A 23,235-nucleotide genomic window follows, 5' to 3' on the forward strand; every position below is an offset into this window, starting at 1 on the left:
GTCCCGGGGGCCACATCCGTCCCCGGGCCACATCGAGGCACAGTGGCCCGCATGGTTCCCGCGAGACACTACGCGTGGTACACACATGCGGGTCACTTCACCTGTCCGCCAACAGGGAGTTGCCTCATGTCATCAGCATCAGTACCTGAAGGACGCGCAACACGACGACAGGTCCTGGCCGGCACCGGCGCGACCGCCGCCTCGATCGCCTTCGCCGGGGCTTTCACCGAGCTCTTCGCCGGCACCGCCGCCGCCCGGGGCCACGGCGACTACGGCCCCCTCGTGCCCGACCCCGACGGCCTGCTCGACCTGCCGAGAGGTTTCCGCTACCGGGTCCTCTCCCGGGAGGGTGAGCCCCTTCTCTCCGGCGAGGGCCTGGTCCCGAGCAATCACGACGGCATGGCCGCCTTCGCGGGCCGCCGGGGCCGGGTACACCTCGTGCGCAACCACGAGAACCGGCCCACCGGCAAGATCGGCGTACCGACGGTCGAGGGCCTCACGTACGACCCGACGGGCAAGGGCGGCTGTACGGCCCTGGAGCTCGACAGCCGGGGGAACGTCCTCGGGGAGCGCGTCGCCATCGCCGGTACGGCGGTCAACTGCGCGGGCGGGCCCACCCCGTGGAACACGTGGCTGACCTGCGAGGAGACCGAGGACAAGGCCGGCACCAACGGCTACACCAAGGACCACGGGTTCATCTTCGAGGTGGACGGCGCCGATCCGCGCCGCACCGGAGCCGTACCGCTGACCGCGATGGGCCGCTTCCAGCACGAGGCGATCGCGGTCGACCCGAAGAACGGGATCGTGTACGAGACCGAGGACGCGTTCCAGCAGCCGTTCGGGCTCTTCTACCGCTTCCTCCCCGAGAAGCCGCTCGGCGGCACGGGCTCGCTGCGGGCGGGGGGCGCGCTCGAAGCAATGCGGGTGCCCGGGGTACCCGACCTGTCCGTCGTCCAGGAGACCGGGACGAGCTTCGACCGGATCGAGTGGGTGCCCGTCCCCGATCCGCAGGCCGTCGCGACTCCGATCCGGCTGCAGGACTTCGGACCGAAGGGCATCACGCACGCCCAGAAGCTGGAGGGCTGCTACTGGGGCGGTTCGTCCGTCTACTTCGTCTCCAGTTTCGCCCACAGTTCGGAGGGGTCGGCCGCCGACCACTTCGGCCAGGTCTGGCGGTACGAGCCGAAGCGGCGCCGGCTCACGCTGGTGGTGATCTTCGGCCCGGACTCGGACATCCAGCTGCCCGGCGAGTCCCCGGACAACATCTGCCTGGCCGCCGACGGCGGGCTGATGGTGTGCGAGGACGGCGGCGGCGCACAGCATGTCCTCGGGGTGACACGGCGCGGCGAGGTCTATCCGATGGCGCGGGGGCGGCAGAACATCGGGACGCCCGAGGAGCCGGAGTGGGGCGAATTCGCCGGGGTGACGTTCTCGCCGGACGGCGGAACGATGTTCGTGAACTGCTACACGCCGGGGACGACCTTCGCCGTGACGGGCCCCTGGCGCTGAGCGACCGGTAGCGCGACCGGGGCCGGGCGGCATCCGCTGCCCGGCCCCGGTCGTGTGCGCTCCGCCCCCGACGGCTCGGAGCCGAGCCGTCGGGGGCGGAGTGCCGTGAAGGAATGCTGACCGCCCATCAGCTAGCGTCCTTCAGTGATCAAATCTGTTCGTACGATGACCATGCTGGCGGTTCTGGGGGCGGTGCTCGCCGGCTGCGGGAACCCGGAGGCCACCCGCACCCAGACCCTCACGCCGCCGTCGCCGGCCCCGAGCCACGCGGCGAAGGCGCAGGGCACGCGGACGAAGCCGCCCACGATGGCTCCGGGGCCGGCCGGGCTGACTCCCGTCTTCGAGCGCCGCTCCGGCGGATCCGGGGACAGGAGCGGCAAGGCAGGCAAGGCCGACAAGGTCGTGGCGCTCACCTTCGACGCGGACATGACGGCAGATCAGGGTCAGCGCGCCGCCGCGGGCGAGCACTTCGACAACCCGGGTCTGATCACGCTGCTGCGTCGGCTGAAGGTGCCGTCGACGGTCTTCATGACCGGACGGTGGGCCCAGGAGTACCCGGTCCAGGCCCGCTCGATCGGCACGGACCCGCTGTTCGAGGTCGCCAACCACTCGTACAGCCACTACGCCTTCTCCTCCCCCTGCTACGGGCTGCCGACCGTCGCGAAGGGCGACATGCGCGGCGAGGTGGAGCGGGCGTTCACCGCGATCCGGAAGACGGGGGCGCGCAATGTCGTGCCGTACTTCCGCTTCCCCGGCGGCTGTTACGACGACGCCTCGCTGAAGGCCCTGGCGGCCACCGGGGTGACGGCGGTCCAGTGGGACGTCGTCAGCGGCGACGCGTTCGCCACGGACGCGGACGCGGTGGCCGAGCAGGTACTGGCGGGCGTGAAGCCGGGCTCGCTGGTCGTCATGCACTGCACGCGCAGCGCGGCGCCCGTCACCGACGAAGCCGTGCGGCGTGTGGTCCCCGAGCTGCGCGCGCGGGGGTACCGCTTCGTCAAGGTCTCCGAGCTGATGCGGGGCTGAGAACCGGCGTCAGCCCGAGCAGGCGGCGCGCCCCGCCTCCTGCCACTCGCAGACGGGGCAGAGGGTGCTGCCCTTCGTCGACTCCGGGTACTCGGTCGGCTTCCGGCACAGCACGCACTCGGCCCACGGCGGGCCCGCGTCGACGGGTACGGGGGCCGGCGCGGGCGTCTCGCAGTACGCATCGTCCATGGCTGCGAGCGTACTCACCCGCGCAGCGAAGTGAGCCGGGAGGTGACGGCGGCCACCGCCGCCGCGATGACAGCGGCCCCGGCCAGCGGCAGGACGGGCACCGGGACCGTCCCGGCCGACGAACCGGTGACCAGGCTCGTCACGGCGTACCTCGCAGGTGAGCCGGGGGCCACCAGGGCGAGCAGGCTGCCGGACACGGTGGCGGCCAGTGACCAGCCGCGGTGGTGCAGCAGCGGCCGGGAACAGAGCGCTCCGACCGCCGCTCCCAGCAGGGCGCAGCAGACGGCGGCGAGCAGTCCGGCGCAGGCGGCGGGCAGAATCGGTATGTCGACAGTGTTGTCGGTGCTGACCGGTTTGCTGATGAGGAGCACGACCCCGTCGGCCACGACGCCCAGGGCCAGTGCGGATCCGAGGGCGGTGAGCAGCGCGGCGCAGTGGACCCGCGACTGCCCGGCGGCGGCGGCCGCGACCGTCCGGGCGGCGGGCGGCTCCTGGGTGACGCAGAGCCGGACGAACCACGCGGCGACGGGCAGCAGCGCGGCGGCCGCGTAACCGAGCGAGTCCAGCAGGGGCTGCCCGGCGCGCACACCGACGCCGAGGAAGGCCGCGTAGAGGAGGACGGGCGCGAGCCAGCGCTGCGAGCGCACCAGCAGTGCGGCCTGATAGCGCATCAGGGCGGTCGTGGCGCCCCGGCGCGCGGGGCGGGACCCCGGGGACGCTGCGATGGACGGGATCGGGTCAGGGGCCAGGGCAGGGTCAGGGGCCAGGTCCGGCGCCGCGGCCACAGCAAGGTCCGTCGCCGCACCGCGGTCCGGGGCCGAAGCCGTGTCCGGGGCCGAAGCCAGGTCCGGAGTCGAAGCCAGGTCCGGGCCCCATCCTCGGCCCGGTGCCGCAACCCGGTCCGCGTCCCGTTCCCCCGTGCCGGCCGCGTTCGTGAGCGGGATCGGCGCGACCCCTGCGATGTGCCAGGGCGGGCGGGCCGAGAGCAGGGCCCGCAGGGCAGCGTCCGAGTGTGCCGCCGCAACGGTGAGGCGCACCCGTCCCTCGGTGTCGCCCCCGGTCCGGTCCACGGCGAGCGCACCCCGGAGTCCGGGCGGGAGGGACCCGCCCGCAGGCCCTGTCGCGTCGATGCGGACACGGGGGCCGGGCTGTTCGAGCGGCGGCGCCGGAAGCCCCGCCGGGGCGAGGGTGCGGCCTTCCAGCCGGTACGCGGCATCGACGCCGTCGGCCAACCGGCGCGGATCGTGGTCGACGAAGACGACGGTGGCTCCCGCCAGGACCCGCGCGCCGACGGCCCGGTCCAGTTCGCCCCGGGCCTCGGTGTCCAGGCCCGTCCATGCCTCGTCCAGGACGAGCAGGTCCGGCTCGGCCAGGAGCGCCTGGGCGACGGCGACCTTCTGGCTGGTGCCCTTGGACAGCTCCGCAAGCGGTGTACGGGCGTGCTCCGCCGCACCGAAGCGCGTCAGCCACTCCTGAGCACGCGAGGCCGCCTCCGCGGTCCGCAGTCCGTGGATCCGGCCGAGGTGGACGAGGTAGCCGGCCGCCGTGAAGGGCAGGGCGGCCGGAAAGCGCTCGGGGACGTACGCCGTACGCGGCCTGCCCGTGATCCGCCCCTCGGACGGGGCGTCGATACCGGCGAGCAGCCGCAACAAGGTCGACTTCCCCGTCCCGTTGGCGCCCTCGATCCGGAGCAGGCCGCGCGCGGGCAGCACCAGGTCGACCCCGCGCAGCACCCAGGGGCCGCGGAGGCCGTACCTGCGGCCCACCCCGTGGAGGTTCAGTTGGCCGACGCCTTCTCCGGCTTGAGCTCGCTGGGCCGTACGATCACGAACCCCTCGCCCTGGAGCATCAGCTGGACGGCCTCGCCCGAACCGCCGCGCACCATGGATCCGAAGCTCTGCGAGCGGTGCAGCGAGGTGGAGAGCTGGGCGCTCCAGCCGACGACCGCGTCCGTGTCGACGTACACGGGCTGCTGGGCGGTCACGGGTATCACGATGGGCTGGCCGTCGCAGATCAGGCCGAGCTTGCCGTAGCCGCTGAAGACGCTGTTGAAGAGGCCGCCGCCGGTCATCCCGGCACCCTTCACGGTCTTGATCTCGTACGAGAGGCTCGCGTCGAAGCAGAGGACGTTGCGGCCGTTGATGGTCAGGACGTCGCCCTGCTCCATCTCCACGATGAAGCAGTTGGCCGCCTCGTGGGCGAACCACGCCTCGCCCTGGCCGCGGACCGCCATGAGCGCCAGTCCCTCGCCGGTGACCGCGCGCTTGAGCATGCCGCCGATGCCCTGGCCCTTGCGTTCGAACTGGAGACTGCCGCGAAAGGCGATCATCGATCCCTGACGCGCGTGCATCTCACCGTTGACGGCGTACTTGATGGACTTTGCGTTCTGCAGGGACATACCGGGGGCGGTGGCCTGCTGGGCCATGTGCTCGCTGGAAAAGAGATCGCTCTTCATGCCGTGCATCCTCACCCGGAGCCCTGCCTTCCGCCAAGAACCGGTTTGCGGGGGCCTGGCAGACTGGACTCCGTGAGCAGCGACGACCTTCCCGAGACCCTTCCCGCAGATCCCGCGGACAGTCCGTTCCGCACCGAGCCGACGGCGCGCGACGAGGCACCTCAGTTCGTGCTGCCGCTGGTGGTGCACATCGAGAAGACGGATCCCCCGGCACGCACCGACGCGCTTCGGACGGCCGCCCGCGCGGTGCTCACGATGCTCTCCGACGAACGATCGCTCGGTGAGGGCGAGTGGGCGCAGCTCATGCGGGACTGGCAGGACGCCCGGATCCGCAAGGTGGTGCGGCGCGCACGCGGTGCGGAGTGGCGCAAGGCGTCCGCGCTGCCCGGGATCACGGTCACGGGCGAGCAGGCCGAGGTGCGGGTGTTCCCGCCGGTGCCGCTGGACGGCTGGCCGAAGGAGCTGGCCAAGCTCCAGGTGTCGGGAACCGACCTCGACGATCCGGAGCCGCCGGCCGCTCCCGACGGTGCCGGCCCAGTGCTCTGGCTGAATCCGGAGCTCGGCATGTCGGCGGGCAAGACGATGGCCCAGGCCGGGCACGGTGCGCAGCTCGCCTGGTGGGAGCTGTCGGACACGGAGCGCAAGGCGTGGCGGGAGGCGGGTTTCCCTCTCTCCGTGGCCACCCCTGCCCCGGACCGCTGGCGCGAACTCACCGTGAGCGGACTGCCGGTGGTGCGCGATGCCGGGTTCACCGAGATCGCGCCGGGGTCCTGCACGGTGGTCGCGGACCATCCGGCACTGCGCCGCTGAAGATCACTCGCCCTCCTGCTGAACATCCCTGCGCCGAAATACGTACCTCCGGGTACTGCCGCACCGCCATTACCGACGAGTAGGTTGAATGACGAGTCAGTTGGCGGTTGGTTCAGAGCTGCCACGTATCGGCCCGGGAGACACTCTTGTTGCGACGCATCAACGGAACGGCCCTCATCATCGCGGCACTTGTCGCCACACTCGGCGCGCTCGCCTATCCCGTCTGGTCGTACGCCGACCGCTCGGGGACGGGCGAAGCCAATCTGAACGCGTCCAGTGTCGCCACCCAGTGGGGCCCGCTCTCCGCGACCGACCGGGACTTCCTGGTCAAGGTGCGCCTCGCCGGGCTGTGGGAACTGCCCGCGGGCCAGCAGGCCATCGAGCGCGCACCGAGCGAGGCGGTGAAGACGGCGGGCGACCACCTGGTGGTCGGGCACACGGATCTGGACCGGCGGGCCCGGGACGTGGCCGCCAAGCTCGGGGTGGAACTGCCGAACCAGCCGACGGAACTGCAGCAGGGCTGGCTGCGCGAACTGACGGCGGCGAGCGGCCAGGAGTACGAGCGCAAGTTCGCCAACCTGCTGCGCAACGCGCACGGCAAGGTCTTCGCGCTGGTCGCCCAGGTCCGGCACACCACGCGCAACTCGCTGATCAGGCAGCTGGCCTCGGACGCCAACCAGACCGTCCTGGACCACATCACCATGCTGGAGCGCACCGGGTTCGTCGACTTCGACGGACTGGCCCGCGAGGCGGCGGGCGCGTCGACGGCCAGCCCCTCGGGCCCGCCCGTGTCGGGCAACGGAGTCCCGCAGGTCCCGGTGCCGGTGACGCCGACCGGGGACCAGTCGTTCACCTCGCGCCCGGTGCCGCCCACGATGGAGCCGCTGCCGCAGCCGTAGCTCCGGGAACCTCAAATCAAGCTCTGAACGTCCCCCTTTTCGGATTCACCGCCGTGTGGCGGGGCCATGACCCCTGCACGAAGCGACGGACCGAGGAGGGGGACGGATGAAGCTGGGAACAGGAATCGGCTGGCGGCCTGAGATCGAGGACGCCATCGAGGCGCTGCCCGGGATCGACTGGGTCGAGGCGGTTGCGGAGAACATCTGCACCGACCACCTCCCCGCGTCTCTCGCCCGCCTCAGGGAGCGCGGCGTCACCGTCGTCCCGCACGGTGTCTCGCTGGGCCTCGGCGGCGCCGACCGCCCCGACGCGGGCCGGCTAGCCGATCTGGCGGCGCGAGCCACGCTGCTGGGCACGCCGCTGGTGACGGAGCACATCGCGTTCGTACGGGCCGGGGGGCCGCTCACCGCCTCGCCGGGGCTGGAGGCGGGGCACCTGCTGCCCGTGCCGCGGACCTGGGACGCGCTGGAGGTGCTGTGCGAGAACGTGCGGATCGCCCAGGACTCGCTGCCCGTGCCGCTGGCCCTGGAGAACATCGCCGCGCTGATCTCCTGGCCGGACGAGGAGCTGACCGAGGGGCAGTTCCTCGCGGAGCTGGTCGAGCGCACGGGCGTGCGGCTGCTGATCGACGTCGCCAATCTGCACACCAATCACGTCAACCGGGGCGAGGACCCGGCGACGGCCCTCGACGAACTTCCGGTCGAGGCCATCGCGTACGTCCATGTGGCGGGCGGCATGGAGAGGGACGGGGTCTGGCACGACACGCACGCCCATCCCGTGACACAGCCCGTCCTGGACGTGCTGGCCGAGCTCCGCTCACGGGTCGATCCGCCGGGCGTCCTGCTGGAGCGCGACGACGACTTCCCGCCGATCGCGGAACTGGCGGACGAACTGGTAGCGATCCGCACCACGCTGGCCGGGGCGGCCGACGCGCCGGCCCCCGTGCGACGGCCGCCGGCGCGGTCCCAGGAGCCGGCCGGCCGTGCCGCGGGGGCCCGCGACCGCACCGCCGTCGCCCAGACCGCACTGCTCTCTTCACTGGTCGCGGGTACGCCCGCGCCGGAGGGCTTCGACCACCGGCGGCTCGGTGTGCAGAGCCGCGCCCTGGCCGCCAAGCGGGCCGGGGTCGTCGCCAAGGTGGCACCGGAGCTCCCGGAGATCCTCGGCGACGGCTACCGCAGCGCCTTCCTCGCGTACGCCAGGACCCGGCCCATGTCCGGCGGTTACCGTCGTGACGCCCTGGCCTTCGCCGAGCAGCTGCTCGTGGCGGGGGCCCCGGCCGACGACGCGGCCCGTCGCAGGCTGACCCACTGGTGGCAGGACCGCGCGGCCGCCCGTCCGCCGCGCCGCAGTACCCGCCTGGTCCGGGCGGCCCGTACCGCTCTCATGGGAAGGTGACCCCGATGAACGCCCTTGCCCTTCTGATGACTCTCGCCGCGGTGGTCTCCTCGACGCTCCTGATCGTTGCGACCCGCAAGGCCGGCCGCCTCGGCGGCGGCCCCGACGCGTATGTGCACGACCTCTCCGAGGCCGCCTTCCTCAACGGCGGTCCGGCCAGGGTCGTGGACACCGCGCTCACCGCCCTGCACACCGACGGGCGCCTGGCCATCGGCGGCCCGGGCATCGTCGCCGTACAGCGCCCGGAGGCCCGGGACGCGGTGGAGCGTGCCGTGCTCCAGGAGCTGGGCGCCGCCCCGAACGGCGCCCTGCACACGCTGCGGCAGGCCGTGATGCGGCATCCGGCGGTGCAGGAGATCGGCGACGGACTGGCGGCGCGCGGGCTGCTGGCCGCACCGGAGGAGAACCGGACCCGCCGCCGTTGGGCCATCGCCCAGCTGTCGGTGTGCCTGGTGGCCGGCCCCGTCAGCCTCCTGTTGACCTTCCTCCAGTACGCCCTGCACGAGGGCTACTCGGACATGCCGTTCCCGTTCATCGTGAAGGTGCTGCCCGCCCTCGTGGGCGGCGCCCTGGTGGGCGGCCTCACGGCCGCATCGGCCAAGGTCCGGATCACCCGGGCGGGGCGCCGGGCCGCCGACGGGTACGCGGCCGCCCATGCCTATGTGGGCGACCCGGCCCACCTGGTGGCCACACGGGGGCTGGGCGCGCTCCCCGACCCCGCGCTCCAGGGGCAGTTGCTCGCAGCCGCGCGCCACCGGCCTGCCGGGCGCTCCTCGTCGTCCTCCCGGTCGTCCTCCACCTCGACGGACTCCTACGCCGCGAGCGCCGCGCTTCTGCCGGTGATGTGGTGCGCCGGGTCGAGCCCCGGCGGCGGCGGCTGCGGAAGTTCCAGCGGCGGTGGCGGCCACGGGTCGGGATCCTCCTGCAGTTCCGGATCGAGCTGCAGTTCCGGATCGAGCTGCGGCGGATCGAGTGGCGGGTCGAGCTGCAGCAGCAGCAGCGGATCGAGCTGCGGCAGCAGCAGTGGTGGTTCGAGCTGCGGCAGCAGTTCCTGAACGCACGGTTTCAGCCACCGATGACCGTCCGTGACCACAATTCGTCCATATCGTGAACAGCCCATGGCGCTCACATGCCCGTCTCGCATAGAACTCCGCCATGCTCTGGGTCTTGTTCCTTCTGGTCGCGTGGGGCGCGGCGGCCATCTCCTGCATCCGGCTCTGCCTCGTCACCGCAGGTGCGGCCCAGCGGCCGTCCGAGGCCGGGCGCGAACCCGCCCTTCACGAACTCAACCTGTACGAGACGGCCTTCCTGGCCGGCGGCCCGCACCGGGTCGCCGATCTGGCTCTCGTCTCCATGCACCTGCGGCGCCGGCTGCTGCTCGCCCACACGGGCTGGGCGACGGTCGTCGATCCGGAGGGCCGGGACGAGGTGGAGCGCACGGTGATCCGTGCGATCGGCCCGGAGGGGCAGTCCCGGATAGCCCCGATACGGGCCGCTGCCGCGGCCGCCGAGGCCGTACTCACCCTCGCCGATCGGCTCGTCGCGGCGGGCCTCGCCGTACCGCACGGGACCCGGACGACCCTGGAGTCGGCGGTGCGGGCCGTGCGGGGTGCGGCGGTGCTGGTGGTGGTGCTGGCCGCTGCCGCCGCGCTGATCCCCGGTCAGGACCCCGGGTACGCGGGTCCGGTGGTGGCCTGGTTCGGGCTGCCACTCGTCCTCACCCTGGGCTGCCTGGCCATAGCCCGTGTCGAGAACCATCCGTACAGCCCGTGGGCCTCGCCGTCCGGACAGCAGTGGCTGGACTCGCTGCCGGCCCCGGCGCACGGGGCGGACCGCGATCTGCTGGCGGCGGTGGCGGTACGCGGTGTGGGGGCCGTGGAGGACCCGGCGCTGCGGGCGGCTCTGCGCAGCGGCCGCACGGCGCATTCGGGCCGATGAACGCCCCGGCCGCACCGGCCGCTCATCGGCCGTGGAAAACGAGAAGCGGCGGCCTGCGGGGAGGTATGGCTGACTCCCCCGCAGACCACCGCAGTTCGCCGGTCCGAGGCCGAAGTGGCCCCGGAACCGGACCCGGTGTCGCTGGAACGACGGGCGGCGTTTGCACGCCGTTGCCCGCCAACTGATCTTCCGGGTCGGGTGATCGGGAACGCTGGCTATGCGAGCCCGGCCACCAAGTCTGCGACGGACTTCCTGCGCCCGGTGTAGAACGGGACCTCTTCGCGCACGTGCAACCGCGCCTCGGAAGCCCTCAGATGCCGCATGAGGTCGACGATGCGGTACAGCTCGTCGGCCTCGAAGGCGAGGACCCACTCGTAGTCGCCCAGCGAGAACGAGGCGACGGTGTTGGCACGCACGTCGGGGTAGCCGCGGGCCATCTTGCCGTGGTCCGCGAGCATGCGGCGGCGGTCCTCGTCCGGCAGGAGGTACCAGTCGTAGCTGCGCACGAAGGGGTACACGCTGATGTAGTCGCGCGGCGTCTCGTCGGCCAGGAACGCCGGCACGTGCGACTTGTTGAACTCGGCGGGCCGGTGCAGCGCCATGTTCGACCAGACCGGCTCCAGTGCCCTTCCCAGCCTGGTGCGCCGGAAGAGGTTGTACGCCTCCTGCAGCTCGTCGGAGGTCTCGGCGTGCCACCAGATCATCAGATCGGCGTCGGCGCGCAGACCGGACACGTCGTACGTGCCGCGGACCGTGATGTCCTTGGCTCCGAGCTGGTCGAACAGCTCCTGGACCTCGTCGGCGTAGCCGGCGCGGTCGGCGGGGAGCACATCTCGCAGCTTGAAGACGGACCACAGCGTGTAGCGGATGACCTCGTTGAGGTCCTTGGCCTTCTTACCGGCGTTCGGAAGCTTCTCTGGCGCACTCATACGGCTATTGTCCCGCCTCGCTCCGAGTGCCCTGAACCGGGGGCGGCGTGGCGATGATCTCCCCCGCGCTCCCCGGCGTGATCGCACCGGCGGTCCTCCCCGTCAGGTCTTGGACGATCTCGTCCGCGGCCCGCCGGGCACTCGCGATGCAGGCGGGGATCCCGACCCCGTCGTACACCGCGCCGCACACCCGCAGTCCCGGCAGCTTGGCGACCTCGTCGCGGATCCGGGCGACGCGGGTCAGATGCCCGACGGGGTACTGCGGCAGGCCGCCGATCCACCGGGTGACCTCCGTGTCGACGGGCACGGCCGTGAGCCCGGTCGCGGCGGCGAGGTCGCTCCGTGAGACGTCGACGAGCTCGGAGTCCTCACGGTGCAGGTGGTCCTCCTCGCCGTAGCGGCCGACGGACGTACGCAGCACGAAGAGGCCGGGGTCGGCGTCGGCGACCCACTGCCACTTGTTGCTGGAGAAGGTCGATGCCTTGATCGTGCGCCCGTCGACGGGCGGTACGAGGAATCCGGAGCGCCCCCGCAGTGCTTCGGTCCCGGCGATGTCGGAGCGCCGGAAGGCCATGGTGATCAGGGCCATCGAGGCGTACTCGACCGCGGCCAGGTCGACGGAGGCCGCCGGGCACTCGGCGGCGAGGAGCGTGGACGCGGACCAGGCGGGTGTGGCCAGGACGATCCCGTCGGCGGAGATCACCCGGCTGTCCGTCCGTATGTCCCAGCCCCGGGCGCTCCGGGTCAGCCCGAGTACGGGGGTGGCGGTGAGGATCTCCGCACCTCCGGCGCGTACGGCGTCGGCCACGGCGTCCGGCAGGGTGCCGATGCCGCCGTCGATGCCCTGGAAGACCGGTCCGGTCTGCTGCCGGGCGGCGGCCCTCTCCTGGATGCGGAGCACGCCGTCGAGGAGCGAGCCGCCCTCCTTCACCGCCTCGAACAGCTGCGGTACTGCGGCACGCATCGAGATCCGGTAGGCGTCTCCCGCGTACACCCCGCCGAGCAGCGGCTCCACGAGCCGGTCCACGACCTCGCGGCCGAGCCGGTCGGCGACATAGGCACCGACCGCGACGTCGTCGCCGACGGCGGTCGGGGTGAGGTCGCGCTCCTGGGCGATCCTGGCCAGCCCCTCCGGCGAGAGCACACCGCCGAGGGCCGCCGGGTCGCCGGGCACGCCCATGACGTGGCCCTTGGGCATCGGCCGCAGGGCGTCACGCGTCCAGACCGACGCGGTGGCGGTGGCGGGCGGCTGGAGCCGGTCGCCGAGGCCGACGGCGGTGGCGAGCTCGACCGCTTCGGGGCGCCGCGCGAGCATCGACTCGGCGCCGAGGTCGACACGGGTGCCCCCGACCTCGCCGGTCATCAGCTTGCCGCCGAGCCGCTCCGTCGCCTCCAGGAGGGTGACCCGCAGACCGGTGGAGAGCAGCCGGTGGGCGGCGGCCAGTCCGGCGATGCCGCCACCGATGACGACGACATGACCCGTACGCGTGTTGTCGCGCTGAAGAGAACCCTGCATGGGTCCACTCTCTCAAACCCGGACCGAGTCCCGACCGTGACCGCTTCGAAACCGCTGACAGGCAACCCTCACAGGCCCCTCGTACGTCGAACCGGCACCATCAACAACGGCCCTGGGGGGACGCGTTATGCATATCGAACGCCACACGGACAGTCATCCACCCGCCCGTGTCCGCCGGCGCCGCTCACGCGCCGCTCTGGCAGCCGGACTGCTCGTGGTGCTGCTCGGCACCGGTGCGTGCGGTGCCGGTAGCGGTGCCGATTCGCAGAGCAAGGGCGTCGCATCCGACCAGAAGCAGGCGGCGCCTGGCGCGGAGGGGGCCGCCCAGGCGGACTCGGACGGCGGGAAGTCCGCGGACGGGGCTTCCTCGGCGCCGAAACCGGGCAGCGCGGTCGCCGTGCACGTCATCCGCACGGCGACGCTCGAAGTCGAGGTGAAGAGCGTGCCGAAGGCGGTCGCCGCCGCCCGCAGCGCCGCGGAGGGCGCCGGGGGGCTCGTCGCGGACGAGACCACGGAACGGCTCGACGACACGCACGACGTGTCCCATCTCGTCCTGCGTGTCCCGCAGGACGAGTACGACGCGGTCCTGCGCGAACTCGCGGGCTCCGGGAAGCTGTTGTCCCGTACGTCGAACGCGAAGGACGTCACCGGGCAGGTCGTCGACGTCGAGAGCCGTATCGCCACCCAGCGGGCGAGCGTCAACCGGGTCCGCGCGCTGATGGACCAGGCCACCAGGCTCACCGATGTGGTGACCCTGGAAGGTGAACTGAGCAACCGCCAGGCCGCTCTGGAGTCGCTGCTCGCCCAGCAGGCCTCCCTGAAGGACCGCACCTCGCTGGCGACGATCACGCTCGAACTCAGCGAGCCGTACGGGCGCGACAAGGAGCCCGAGGACGAGGACCCGGGCTTCCTGGACGCGCTGGGCGGCGGCTGGGACGCGTTCGTGACGATGCTGCGGTGGATCGCGGTGGCCATCGGCGCCACCGCGCCGTTCCTGGCCGCCGCGGCCGTCCTGGTGCTCGTGTGGCGGCTTCTGCGCGGCCGCCTGCCGCGCCGCCGTACGCCGGTCCGGGCGCCCGCACAGGCCCCCGCGGCCGCGCCGGGGGCGGCAGCAGGTCCGGAGGTCCCACCGGCCCCGTGAGCGCCGTAGCGTGGGCTCCCTGACACCACGGCGAAGGGACCCGGCATGGCAGCGGAGCGACTTGTGGTCATCGGGGGCGACGCGGCGGGCATGTCCGCCGCGTCGCAGGCCCGCAGGCTCAAGGGTCCGGACGAACTGGCCATCGTCGCCTTCGAGCGCGGCCACTTCACCTCGTACTCCGCGTGCGGCATCCCGTACTGGGTCGGCGGCGACGTCGACGAGCGCGACGACCTCATCGCCCGTACGCCCGAGGAGCACCGGGCCCGCTCGATCGATCTGCGCACCCGCACCGAGGTGACGGAGATCGACGTCTCCGGCCGACGGGTGCGGGCACTGGACCGCGAGAGCGGCGAGACGTACTGGACCGGCTTCGACAAGCTGGTGATCGCGACCGGAGCCAGGCCCGTCCGCCCCGCGCTTCCGGGTATGGACGCTCCCGGGGTGCACGGGGTGCAGACGCTCGACGACGGGCAGGCCCTCCTGGACTCGCTGGACCGGGCCCCGGGGCGCCGGGCCGTCGTGGTCGGCGCGGGGTACATCGGCGTCGAGATGGCCGAGGCGATGCTGAAGCGCGGCTTCGAGGTGACGGTGCTCAACCGCGGCGCACAGCCCATGGCGACGCTCGACCCGGACATGGGCCGCCTCGTCCACGACGCGATGGACGGCCTGGGCATCACGACCGTCAACGGGGCCGCCGTCACCCGCATCCTCACCGGCGAGGACGGCCGTGTCACGGCGGTCGCGACGCAGGACGGCACCTACCCCGCCGACGTGGTGGTGCTCGGCATCGGGGTCGAGCCGGAGACCGCTCTGGCCCGCACGGTCGGTCTGCCGCTCGGTCCGCACGGGGGGCTGCTGACGGATCTGTCCATGCGGGTCGTGGGCCACGACAACATCTGGGCGGGCGGCGACTGCGTCGAGGTGCTCGATCTGGTGGCCGGCCGCACCCGGCACATCGCCCTGGGCACCCATGCCAACAAGCACGGCCAGATCATCGGTTCCAACGTGGGCGGCGGCTACGGCACGTTCCCCGGTGTCGTCGGTACGGCGGTGAGCAAGGTCTGCGACCTGGAGATCGCCCGGACCGGGCTGCGCGAGAAGGACGCGCGCGCGGTCGGGCTGCGCTACGTCACGGCGACGATCGAGTCGACGGGCCGGGCGGGCTACTACCCCGGAGCGCAGCCGATGACGGTGAAGATGCTGGCGGAGTACCGCACCGGCCGGCTGCTGGGTGTGCAGATCGTGGGCCGCGACGGGGCGGCCAAGCGTGTGGACGTCGCGGCGGTGGCGCTGACCGCCGGTATGACGGTGGAGGCCATGACGGCGCTCGACCTCGGCTACGCCCCGCCGTTCTCACCGGTCTGGGACCCTGTGCTGGTGGCTGCCCGCAAGGCGGTGACCGCGGTGCGGGAGGCGGGCACGGCCTGAGCCGCGTCACGCCCCGGGTCCGGGACCCGGGGCAGCACCGCGTCCGAGTCAGCGCGCCGTCTGCTCGTGCACGTACGCCACGAGCCGCGTCAGCGCGTCCGGGTCGGTCGTCGGCATGACTCCGTGGCCCAGGTTGAAGACGTGGCCCTCGAGACCGGCGGCGGCGTCGAGCACCTCACGGGTCTTCGCCTCCACCGTCGCCGTCGGCGCGAACAGCACCGCCGGGTCGAGGTTGCCCTGCAGTGCCTTGCCGGGTCCGACCCGCCGCGCGCCCTCGTCCATCGGCACGCGCCAGTCGACGCCCACGACGTCCGCGCCCGCCTCACCCATGAGGCCGAGCAGTTCGCCGGTGCCGACACCGAAGTGGATGCGGGGGACGCCGTATCCGGCGACGGCGTCGAAGACCTTCGAGGAGGCCGGCATGACGGAGCGGCGGTAGTCGGCGGGGGCGAGCGCGCCGACCCAGGAGTCGAAGAGCTGGACCGCCGAGGCGCCCGCCTCGATCTGGACCTTCAGGAACGCCCCGGTGATCTCCGCGAGCCGGTCGAGCAGATCGGCCCAGAGCTCCGGGTCGCCGTACATCATGGCCTTGGTGCGCTCGTGGTTCCGCGACGGACCGCCCTCGACGAGGTAGCTCGCGAGAGTGAACGGCGCACCGGCGAAACCGATGAGCGGAGTGGCACCCAGTTCGGCCGTGAGCATGCCGATGGCCTCGGTGACGTACGGGACGTCCTCGGGCGTGAGGTCGCGCAGCCGGGCAAGATCGGCGCGGGTCCGGATGGGCTCGGCGATCACCGGGCCGATGCCGGGCTTGATGTCGAGATCGATGCCGATCGCCTTGAGCGGGACGACGATGTCGCTGAAGTAGATGGCGGCGTCGACCTTGTGACGGCGCACGGGCTGGAGCGTGATCTCCGTGACCAGCTCCGGCATCATGCAGGAGTCGAGCATCGCGATGCCCTCACGGACCTTCAGGTACTCGGGCAGCGAACGCCCCGCCTGGCGCATGAACCAGACCGGCGTGTGCGGTACGGGCTCGCGCCGGCACGCCTTGAGGAACGCCGACTCATGGGTGGCGGATGTCGTCTGCGGGCCCGAGGGGCCTTCGTTGGCACTCACACCAGAATCTTCGCATGAAGCGGTACGGAGCTGCCCCGGCCGGGTGTCCCTCCCTGCGCGAGGCTCCGGTTCCGCCTACTCTTCCCCGCATGGCTCCGGCTCAGGGACAATTCTCCGATCATTCCGATGGCGCTGACACCAAGAAGAGTGCGGAGGGTGATTCCGTCCCACCCGCGTTCCGGTCGGCTGTCGATGCGCTCCGCTCCGCGCGTCTTCGACCAGAACTCGAGGTCGAGCCGACACGACCGCCCCAGCGGCTCGCCCCGCATGCGTACGCCCTGGAGGCCGCGGTCGTCGACGGAGAGGACGATCTGGCCGACGGCCGCCTCGTGCTGCTGCACGATCCGTCCGGGCACGACGCCTGGCAGGGCACCTTCCGCCTGGTGACGCTCGTACGGGCGGAACTGGAACCTGAGATGGCGGCCGATCCGCTGCTGCCCGAGGTGTGCTGGTCCTGGCTGACGGGTGCGCTGGACGCGCGCGGACTGTCGTACGGCGAAGCGGGCGGCACGGTGACCCGCGCCGGATCGCACTACTTCGGCTCGCTGGCCGAGCGCCGTCCGGCGACCCAGATCGAGATCCGGGCCTCCTGGACGCCCCGCGAGGGGCGCGGCGGGGTGCCGGACGTGGCCGGTCACCTGGTCGCGTGGGGTGATCTGCTCTGCCAGATCGCCGGCCTGCCGCCGTCGGGCACGTCCGACGCGGCGGTGGTGACCCTGCCTCAGCGGCGCGGTCCACAGGTGTCGTAACACCGCGTCGCCCCAGGGAGAGCCGGCCGCTCAGAGGCCGGCTCTCTTTTCGTACAATCGATCGCGCGTCCTATTTGCCCGAATTGTTACTCATCAAATCGTGATCTTCCTCTAAAGGAGGACGGGTCTGCTGCCGAAGAGGTCAATGACCCTTCAAGCACGGTTCGCCCCGGCTTCATCCCCGAGCCGGCCCGTCCCGCCACTCCCCAGGAGGCCTGGTGTCCGTTCTCCTCGAGCAGCCCGCAAGCCTGGTCGCCTACCGCCCGAACAAGCCGACGGCCATGGTCGTCGTGGCCGACCCGCGCGTCCGTTCCACCGTCACCCGCCATCTGTGGGCACTCGGAGTACGTGACGTCATCGAGGCGTCGTCCATCGCGGAGGCCCGCCCCCGCGTCGGCAACCCCCGCGACATCTGCGTTGCCGACGTCCACCTGCCCGACGGTTCCGGGCTGACCCTGCTGTCCGAGACCCGAGCCGCCGGCTGGCCGAACGGCCTCGCCCTCTCCGCCGCCGATGACATCGGCGCCGTTCGCAACGCCCTCGCGGGCGGCGTGAAGGGCTACGTCGTCACCGGCACCCGAACCAACATCGGTCACCCCACCCGCCCCGGCGTCGCACCGATCGGCGCCAATGCCGCCCGTATGCACCGTCGGCCTCCCGGTTCCCCGAGCCACCCGGGCGGCTACCGCGAACTGTCCGGCCGTGAGGTGGAGGTACTCCGCCTGGTCGCCGAAGGCCAGTCCAACAAGGCCATCGGCGTCTCCATGGGCCTCTCCGCCCTCACCGTCAAGAGCCACCTCGCCCGCATCGCCCGCAAGCTCGGCACCGGAGACCGAGCGGGAATGGTCGCCGTCGCCCTGCGGACGGGCATCATCCACTGACCCCGTCCCGAGGTGCGTGCACAGATGCGTACCAGGCCGGTTTACGTGCATCACCGCCCGTCGACGGAAGGTTCCGTCGGCGGGCGCTGTACATACACAGATACCCTTGGCATGTGACCGACGCCCAAGAGACCGCAGCAGACACCTCACTGCGAACCACCGGGGGCGCCCCCCCGGACGACGTCGCCCCGGCGCCGATCCCCTTGCTCGAGCCGCGCGAGGGTATTCCCCCGGTGGTGGCGACCGACGACGCGCTGGCCGAGGTCATCGCGGCCTTCGCCGCGGGCACCGGCCCCGTCGCCGTCGACGCCGAGCGCGCGTCCGGCTATCGCTACGGACAGCGCGCCTACCTCGTGCAGCTGCGCCGCGAGGGTGCGGGAAGCGCGCTGATCGACCCGGTCGGCTGCCCGGACCTGTCGGGACTGGGCGAGGTCCTCACCGACACCGAGTGGATCCTGCACGCCGCCACCCAGGACCTGCCCTGTCTGCGCGACATAGGCATGGTCCCCACCTCGCTCTTCGACACGGAGCTCGCCGGACGACTGGCGGGATTCCCGCGGGTCGGCCTCGGCGCCATAGTCGAGAACGTGCTCGGTTACGCCCTGGAGAAGGGCCACTCCGCGGTCGACTGGTCCACCCGCCCGCTGCCCGACCCGTGGCTGCGCTACGCCGCGCTCGACGTCGAGCTGCTGGTCGACCTGCGCGACGCCCTGGAGGAGGAGCTGGACCGGCAGGGCAAGCTGGAGTGGGCCCGGGAGGAGTTCGACGCTATCGCCTCGGCGCCGCCCGCACCCCCGCGCAAGGACCCGTGGCGCCGCACCTCAGGCATGCACAAGGTGCGCCGCCGCCGTCAGATCGCGGTCGTACGGGAGCTGTGGACGACCCGCGACCAGGTCGCGCAGCGCCGTGACATCTCCCCCGGCAAAGTGCTCGGTGACGCCGCGATCGTCGAGGCGGCCCTCGCCATGCCGGTCAATGTGCAGGCCCTGACCGCGCTGCCCGGCTTCGGCCATCGCATGGGCCGCCGTCAGCTGGAGCAGTGGCAGGCGGCCGTCGACCGGGCCAAGGAGCTGCCCGACTCGGAGCTCCCGCAGCCCGGCCAGCAGCCCGCCGGACCGCCGCCGCCCCGTTCCTGGGCGGACAAGGACCCGGCCGCCGCGGCCCGGCTGTCCGCGGCCCGTACCGCGGTGTCGGAGCTCGCCGAGCGGCTGCACATGCCCCAGGAGAACCTGATCACCCCGGACACCGTGCGCAGGGTCTGCTGGGAGCCGCCCAGGAACCTGACCCCGGACGCGGTCGAGAGCGCCCTCGCCGGGTACGGCGCGAGGCACTGGCAGATCGAGCAGGTCGGCCCGCTGCTGCTGCGCGCCCTGGGCGCGGGCGCGAGCGCCTGACCGTTCACCCCTTGCACTCCTGAACACCCCTGGCCTCCGGGCCGGGGGTGTTCTGTTTGATCACGCCGGCTTCGGGGACTACTGGAACCACGGGTGCTTCGGTGGCCGCGCACGCCGCGGAGGCGGCCGGACCGCACGTGGCGAGGAGCGAATTCACGCCACGTTCCCGGCCCGGATCGCGGCCGTACAGCTCCCCTCGCACCCGCCCGCCGCCCGCGGTCCGCACACGAGCGGCATGTGACCTTCGCCGCTCCGGCCGTGGGGGGTGGGCAGTCTGGTTACCCGCAAGTAGCATGAGGGTGGCGGCGCGCTCCTGAGCGCGCCCCGCAGCAGTGCCATCCCGCACCCTGGAGGAGAGCCACCGTGCCTCGTACCATCCGGGACGTCGTCTTCGTCGACGGCGTCCGCACCCCGTTCGGCAAAGCGGGCCCGAAGGGCATCTACCACGAGACCCGCGCCGACGATCTCGTCGTGAAGGCCATCCGGGAGCTGCTGCGCCGCAACCCGGACCTGGACCCCGCCAAGATCGACGAGGTCGCCATCGCCGCGACCACCCAGATCGGCGACCAGGGCCTCACCCTCGGCCGCACCGCCGGAATCCTTGCCGGTCTGCCGCAGTCGGTTCCCGGTTACTCGATCGACCGCATGTGTGCGGGCGCCCTGACCGCCGTCACCGCGACGGCCGGCTCCATCGCGTTCGGCGCGTACGACGTCGTCGTCGCCGGTGGCGTCGAGCACATGGGCCGCCACCCGATGGGCGAGGGCGTGGACCCGAACCCGCGCTTCGTCTCGGAGAAGCTGGTCGACGAGTCCGCCCTGTTCATGGGCATGACCGCGGAGAACCTGCACGACAGGTACCCCACGATCACCAAGCAGCGCGCCGACGAGTACGCGGTGCGTTCGCAGGAGAAGGCCGCGAAGGCGTACGCCAACGGCAAGATCCAGCAGGACCTGGTGCCGGTCTCCGTGCGCCGCACCAACGCGGAGGCCGGGGAGACGGGCTGGGGCCTGGTCACCGCCGACGAGCCGATGCGTCCGGGCACCACGATGGAGTCCCTGGCCGGTCTGAAGACCCCGTTCCGCGCCCACGGCCGCGTGACGGCCGGTAACGCCGCAGGTCTCAACGACGGCGCCACCGCCTCGCTGCTCGCGGCCGAGGACGTCGCCCGCGAGCTGGGCCTCCCGGTCAAGATGCGCCTCGTGTCGTACGCCTTCGCGGGCGTCGAGCCGGAGGTCATGGGCTACGGCCCGATCCCGGCGACCGAGAAGGCCCTGTCCAAGGCGGGCCTCTCGATCTCCGACATCGGTCTCTTCGAGATCAACGAGGCCTTCGCCGTGCAGGTGCTCGCCTTCCTGGAGCACTACGGCATCGCCGACGACGACGCGCGCGTCAACCAGTACGGCGGCGCGATCGCCTACGGCCACCCGCTCGCCTCCTCCGGCGTCCGCCTGATGACTCAGCTGGCCCGCCAGTTCGAGGAGCAGCCGGAGGTCCGCTACGGCCTGACGACCATGTGCGTCGGCTTCGGCATGGGCGCGACGGTCGTCTGGGAGAACCCGCACTTCAACACCGCCGGAGGCGACAAGTGAGCTCCACCACTGAGCTTCTGAAGGGTGCGGCCGAGCTGTTCCCCGGCGAGGTCGTCACCCAGGCGCACGTACGCCACCTGGAACTTCCGGCCGGTGCGGGCAACTTCGCCCTCATCACGCTGGACAACGGCCTGGACCACACCAAGCCGACCACCTTCGGACCGCAGTCGCTGGCGAACCTGAACGCCGCCATCGACCAGGTCGAGAAGGAGGCCGCCGAGGGCACGATCACCGGTATCGGCATCACCGGCAAGCCGTTCATCTTCGCGGTCGGCGCCGACCTCAAGGGTGTCGAGCTGCTCAAGGAGCACAAGGACGCGCTGGCCATCGGCAAGGGCGGCCACGACGTCTTCCGCCGGCTGTCCGGCCTCGCGGTCCCGACGTTCGCGTACTACAACGGCGCGGCCATGGGCGGCGGTGTCGAGGTCGGACTGCACTGCTCGTACCGCACCGTCTCCAAGGCGCTGCCCGCCTTCTCGCTGCCCGAGGTCTTCCTCGGCCTGGTCCCCGGCTGGGGCGGCTGTGCGCTGCTTCCCAACCTGATCGGCGCCGACCGCGCGGTCTCGGTGATCATCGAGAACTCGCTGAACCAGAACCGCCAGCTCAAGGGCAAGCAGGTCTTCGAGCTCGGGATCGCCGACGCACTCTTCGAGGGCGCGGACTTCCTGGAGCAGTCGCTGATCTGGACCGCGTCCGTTCTGAACGGCTCGCTCGCGGTGGAGCGCCCGGAGATCGACCGCGGGGATGCCTGGGACCAGGCCGTCGCCCGCGGCCGGGCCATCGCCGACTCCAAGGTGCACGGCGCGGCCCCGGCCGCGTACCGCGCGCTGGAGATCATCGCCGCGGCCAAGGACGGCGACCTGAGCGCCGGCTTCGACGCCGAGGACCAGGCCCTCGCGGACCTGATCATGGGCGGCGAGCTGCGCTCCGGGATCTACTCGTTCAACCTGGTCCAGAAGCGTGCCAAGCGCCCGGCCGGTGCCCCGGACAAGGCCCTGGCCCGTCCGGTCACCAAGGTCGGCGTGGTGGGCGCGGGCCTGATGGCCTCGCAGCTCGCCCTGCTCTTCCTTCGCCGCCTCGAGGTGCCGGTCGTCCTGACCGACATCGACCAGGCGCGGGTCGACAAGGGTGTGGGCTACGTCCACGCCGAGATCGAGAAGCTGCTCGGCAAGGGCCGCATCAACCAGGACAAGGCCAACCGCCTCAAGGGCCTGGTCTCCGGTGTGCTGGACAAGGCCGAGGGCTTCTCCGACGCCGACTTCATCATCGAGGCCGTCTTCGAGGAGATCGGCGTCAAGCAGCAGGTGTTCGCGGAGGTCGAGGCGGTCGCCCCGGCGCACGCGATCCTCGCCACCAACACCTCGTCCCTCTCGGTCACCGAGATGGCGTCGAAGCTGAAGAACCCCGAGCGGGTCGTCGGCTTCCACTTCTTCAACCCGGTCGCGATCCTCCCGCTCCTGGAGATCGTCCGCGGCGAGCAGACCGACGACGCCTCGCTGGCCACGGCCTTCGGTGTCGCCCGCAAGCTGAAGAAGACCGCGGTCCTGGTGAAGGACGCCCCGGCGTTCGTCGTCAACCGCATCCTCACCCGCTTCATGGGCGAGATCCAGAACATCATCGACGAGGGCACCTCGGTCGAGACCGCGGAGAAGGCCATCGAGCCCCTCGGTCTGCCGATGTCCCCGCTGGTGCTCCTGGAGCTGGTGGGCCCGGCGATCGGCCTGCACGTCTCCGAGACCCTGAACCGCGCCTTCCCGGAGCGCTTCACCGTCTCCGAGAACCTGGCCGCGGTGGTCAAGGCCGGCAAGCGCGGCTTCTACATCTACTCCGCCGGGAATCCAGCCAAGCCGGAGCTGGACCCGGAGGTCGCCGCCCTCCTCAAGCAGGGCGACACCGTCCTGTCCGAGGAGCAGGTCCGCGACCGCGTCCTGGACGCGGTGGCGCAGGAGATCGGTCTGATGCTGGACGAGGGCGTCGTCGCCGAGGCCCAGGACATCGACCTCTGCCTGATCACCGGCGCGGGCTGGCCCTTCCACCTGGGCGGCATCACGCCGTACCTGGACCGCGAGGGCGTCTCCGAGCGGGTCACGGGCAAGAAGTTCCTGGCGCAGGGCGTGGCGAGCGTTCCTGCCTGAGGCAGCACCGCACAGCATCTGCACCGAATCCGCATGTTCAGCGGGCAGCGGGCCGTACGGATCACCGTACGGCCCGCTTTCGCATGCACGAAAAGTCGATGATGTAGTCAAATCGGAACCATTTAATT

Annotated in this window: 20 protein-coding genes and 1 pseudogene; 14 read left to right on the forward strand and 7 right to left on the reverse strand. The window is 71.9% G+C overall.

The features are described 5' to 3' along the window. The first annotated feature begins 126 nt into the window (after window positions 1-126). Both OG257_RS08940 and OG257_RS08945 read left to right on the forward strand, forming a co-directional pair. Window positions 127-1,509 carry an alkaline phosphatase PhoX gene (locus tag OG257_RS08940; protein WP_329206327.1) on the forward strand — a complete coding sequence of 461 codons (1,383 nt, stop codon included), beginning with the start codon at window positions 127-129 and terminating at the stop codon, window positions 1,507-1,509. 165 nt (window positions 1,510-1,674) lie between these two features. Beyond that, window positions 1,675-2,535: a polysaccharide deacetylase family protein gene (locus OG257_RS08945; protein WP_329214986.1), complete on the forward strand. Its 861-nt coding sequence runs from the start codon at window positions 1,675-1,677 to the stop codon at window positions 2,533-2,535. Window positions 2,536-2,544: 9 nt separating this feature from the next. On the opposite strand, the gene OG257_RS08950 is transcribed toward OG257_RS08945, so the two are convergent. From OG257_RS08950 to OG257_RS08965, 4 genes and pseudogenes are all read right to left on the reverse strand, one after another. Next, window positions 2,545-2,724, reverse strand: a complete 180-nt coding sequence (locus OG257_RS08950; protein ID WP_329206328.1) for a hypothetical protein — start codon at window positions 2,722-2,724, stop codon at window positions 2,545-2,547. Window positions 2,725-2,738: 14 nt separating this feature from the next. Beyond that, window positions 2,739-3,395 carry an ABC transporter gene (locus OG257_RS08955; RefSeq protein WP_329214989.1) on the reverse strand — a complete coding sequence of 219 codons (657 nt, stop codon included), beginning with the start codon at window positions 3,393-3,395 and terminating at the stop codon, window positions 2,739-2,741. Window positions 3,396-4,121: 726 nt separating this feature from the next. Next, window positions 4,122-4,490 (reverse strand): annotated as a pseudogene (locus OG257_RS08960) (ATP-binding cassette domain-containing protein); the annotation flags it as partial. 11 nt (window positions 4,491-4,501) lie between these two features. Then, window positions 4,502-5,179 (reverse strand): AIM24 family protein, encoded by a 678-nt coding sequence (locus OG257_RS08965; RefSeq protein ID WP_329206329.1) that lies wholly within the window; start codon window positions 5,177-5,179, stop codon window positions 4,502-4,504. 72 nt (window positions 5,180-5,251) lie between these two features. On the opposite strand from OG257_RS08965, the gene OG257_RS08970 reads away from it, so the two are divergent. The 5 genes from OG257_RS08970 to OG257_RS08990 all read left to right on the forward strand — a co-directional run bounded on the left by OG257_RS08970 (window position 5,252) and on the right by OG257_RS08990 (window position 10,225). Continuing rightward, the gene (locus OG257_RS08970; protein WP_329206331.1) at window positions 5,252-5,989 is read left to right on the forward strand and encodes an aminoacyl-tRNA hydrolase; all 738 of its coding nucleotides are present in this window, start codon (window positions 5,252-5,254) and stop codon (window positions 5,987-5,989) included. Window positions 5,990-6,138: 149 nt separating this feature from the next. Beyond that, the gene (locus OG257_RS08975; RefSeq protein WP_329214991.1) at window positions 6,139-6,888 is read left to right on the forward strand and encodes a DUF4142 domain-containing protein; all 750 of its coding nucleotides are present in this window, start codon (window positions 6,139-6,141) and stop codon (window positions 6,886-6,888) included. 106 nt (window positions 6,889-6,994) lie between these two features. Then, window positions 6,995-8,287 (forward strand): DUF692 domain-containing protein, encoded by a 1,293-nt coding sequence (locus tag OG257_RS08980; RefSeq protein ID WP_329206332.1) that lies wholly within the window; start codon window positions 6,995-6,997, stop codon window positions 8,285-8,287. Window positions 8,288-8,292: 5 nt separating this feature from the next. Continuing rightward, on the forward strand, window positions 8,293-9,342 hold the full coding sequence (locus OG257_RS08985; RefSeq protein ID WP_329206334.1) for a TIGR04222 domain-containing membrane protein: 1,050 nt from the start codon (window positions 8,293-8,295) through the stop codon (window positions 9,340-9,342). 100 nt (window positions 9,343-9,442) lie between these two features. Then, window positions 9,443-10,225: a TIGR04222 domain-containing membrane protein gene (locus OG257_RS08990; RefSeq protein ID WP_329206336.1), complete on the forward strand. Its 783-nt coding sequence runs from the start codon at window positions 9,443-9,445 to the stop codon at window positions 10,223-10,225. Between the two features lie 215 nt (window positions 10,226-10,440). On the opposite strand, the gene hemQ is transcribed toward OG257_RS08990, so the two are convergent. Together hemQ and hemG are read right to left on the reverse strand one after the other, a co-directional pair. Then, window positions 10,441-11,154, reverse strand: a complete 714-nt coding sequence (hemQ, locus tag OG257_RS08995; RefSeq protein ID WP_329206337.1) for a hydrogen peroxide-dependent heme synthase — start codon at window positions 11,152-11,154, stop codon at window positions 10,441-10,443. A 4-nt stretch (window positions 11,155-11,158) separates the two neighbouring features. After that, a complete protein-coding gene (gene hemG / locus OG257_RS09000) occupies window positions 11,159-12,670 on the reverse strand; it encodes a protoporphyrinogen oxidase (protein ID WP_329206339.1) in 1,512 nt (503 codons plus the stop codon). Between the two features lie 127 nt (window positions 12,671-12,797). Between hemG and OG257_RS09005 the strand changes: the two genes are divergently transcribed. Both OG257_RS09005 and OG257_RS09010 read left to right on the forward strand, forming a co-directional pair. Continuing rightward, window positions 12,798-13,811: a DUF4349 domain-containing protein gene (locus tag OG257_RS09005; RefSeq protein ID WP_329206341.1), complete on the forward strand. Its 1,014-nt coding sequence runs from the start codon at window positions 12,798-12,800 to the stop codon at window positions 13,809-13,811. Window positions 13,812-13,856: 45 nt separating this feature from the next. Then, the gene (locus tag OG257_RS09010) at window positions 13,857-15,239 is read left to right on the forward strand and encodes an FAD-dependent oxidoreductase (protein WP_329206343.1); all 1,383 of its coding nucleotides are present in this window, start codon (window positions 13,857-13,859) and stop codon (window positions 15,237-15,239) included. Between the two features lie 48 nt (window positions 15,240-15,287). Here the strand turns inward: OG257_RS09010 and hemE are convergent, their stop codons facing one another. Continuing rightward, window positions 15,288-16,358, reverse strand: coding sequence for a uroporphyrinogen decarboxylase (gene hemE, locus OG257_RS09015; protein ID WP_329206345.1), 1,071 nt, complete (start codon window positions 16,356-16,358; stop codon window positions 15,288-15,290). Window positions 16,359-16,447: 89 nt separating this feature from the next. Between hemE and OG257_RS09020 the strand changes: the two genes are divergently transcribed. From OG257_RS09020 to OG257_RS09040, 5 genes are all read left to right on the forward strand, one after another. Next, complete coding sequence (locus OG257_RS09020; protein ID WP_329206346.1) at window positions 16,448-17,107, forward strand: DUF3000 domain-containing protein; 660 nt, start codon at window positions 16,448-16,450, stop codon at window positions 17,105-17,107. 218 nt (window positions 17,108-17,325) lie between these two features. After that, window positions 17,326-17,988: a helix-turn-helix transcriptional regulator gene (locus OG257_RS09025; protein WP_033300087.1), complete on the forward strand. Its 663-nt coding sequence runs from the start codon at window positions 17,326-17,328 to the stop codon at window positions 17,986-17,988. A 113-nt stretch (window positions 17,989-18,101) separates the two neighbouring features. Next, the gene (locus tag OG257_RS09030) at window positions 18,102-19,382 is read left to right on the forward strand and encodes a ribonuclease D (protein ID WP_329206347.1); all 1,281 of its coding nucleotides are present in this window, start codon (window positions 18,102-18,104) and stop codon (window positions 19,380-19,382) included. Window positions 19,383-19,745: 363 nt separating this feature from the next. Then, on the forward strand, window positions 19,746-20,972 hold the full coding sequence (locus OG257_RS09035; protein WP_329206349.1) for a thiolase family protein: 1,227 nt from the start codon (window positions 19,746-19,748) through the stop codon (window positions 20,970-20,972). Continuing rightward, entirely contained in the window at window positions 20,969-23,107 is a 2,139-nt protein-coding gene (locus tag OG257_RS09040) for a 3-hydroxyacyl-CoA dehydrogenase NAD-binding domain-containing protein (RefSeq protein WP_329206350.1), read from the forward strand. The genes OG257_RS09035 and OG257_RS09040 overlap by 4 nt, the downstream gene beginning before the upstream one ends. Window positions 23,108-23,235 lie beyond the last annotated feature (128 nt).

The sequence above is a fragment of the Streptomyces sp. NBC_00683 genome (assembly GCF_036226745.1).
GTDB lineage: Bacteria > Actinomycetota > Actinomycetes > Streptomycetales > Streptomycetaceae > Streptomyces.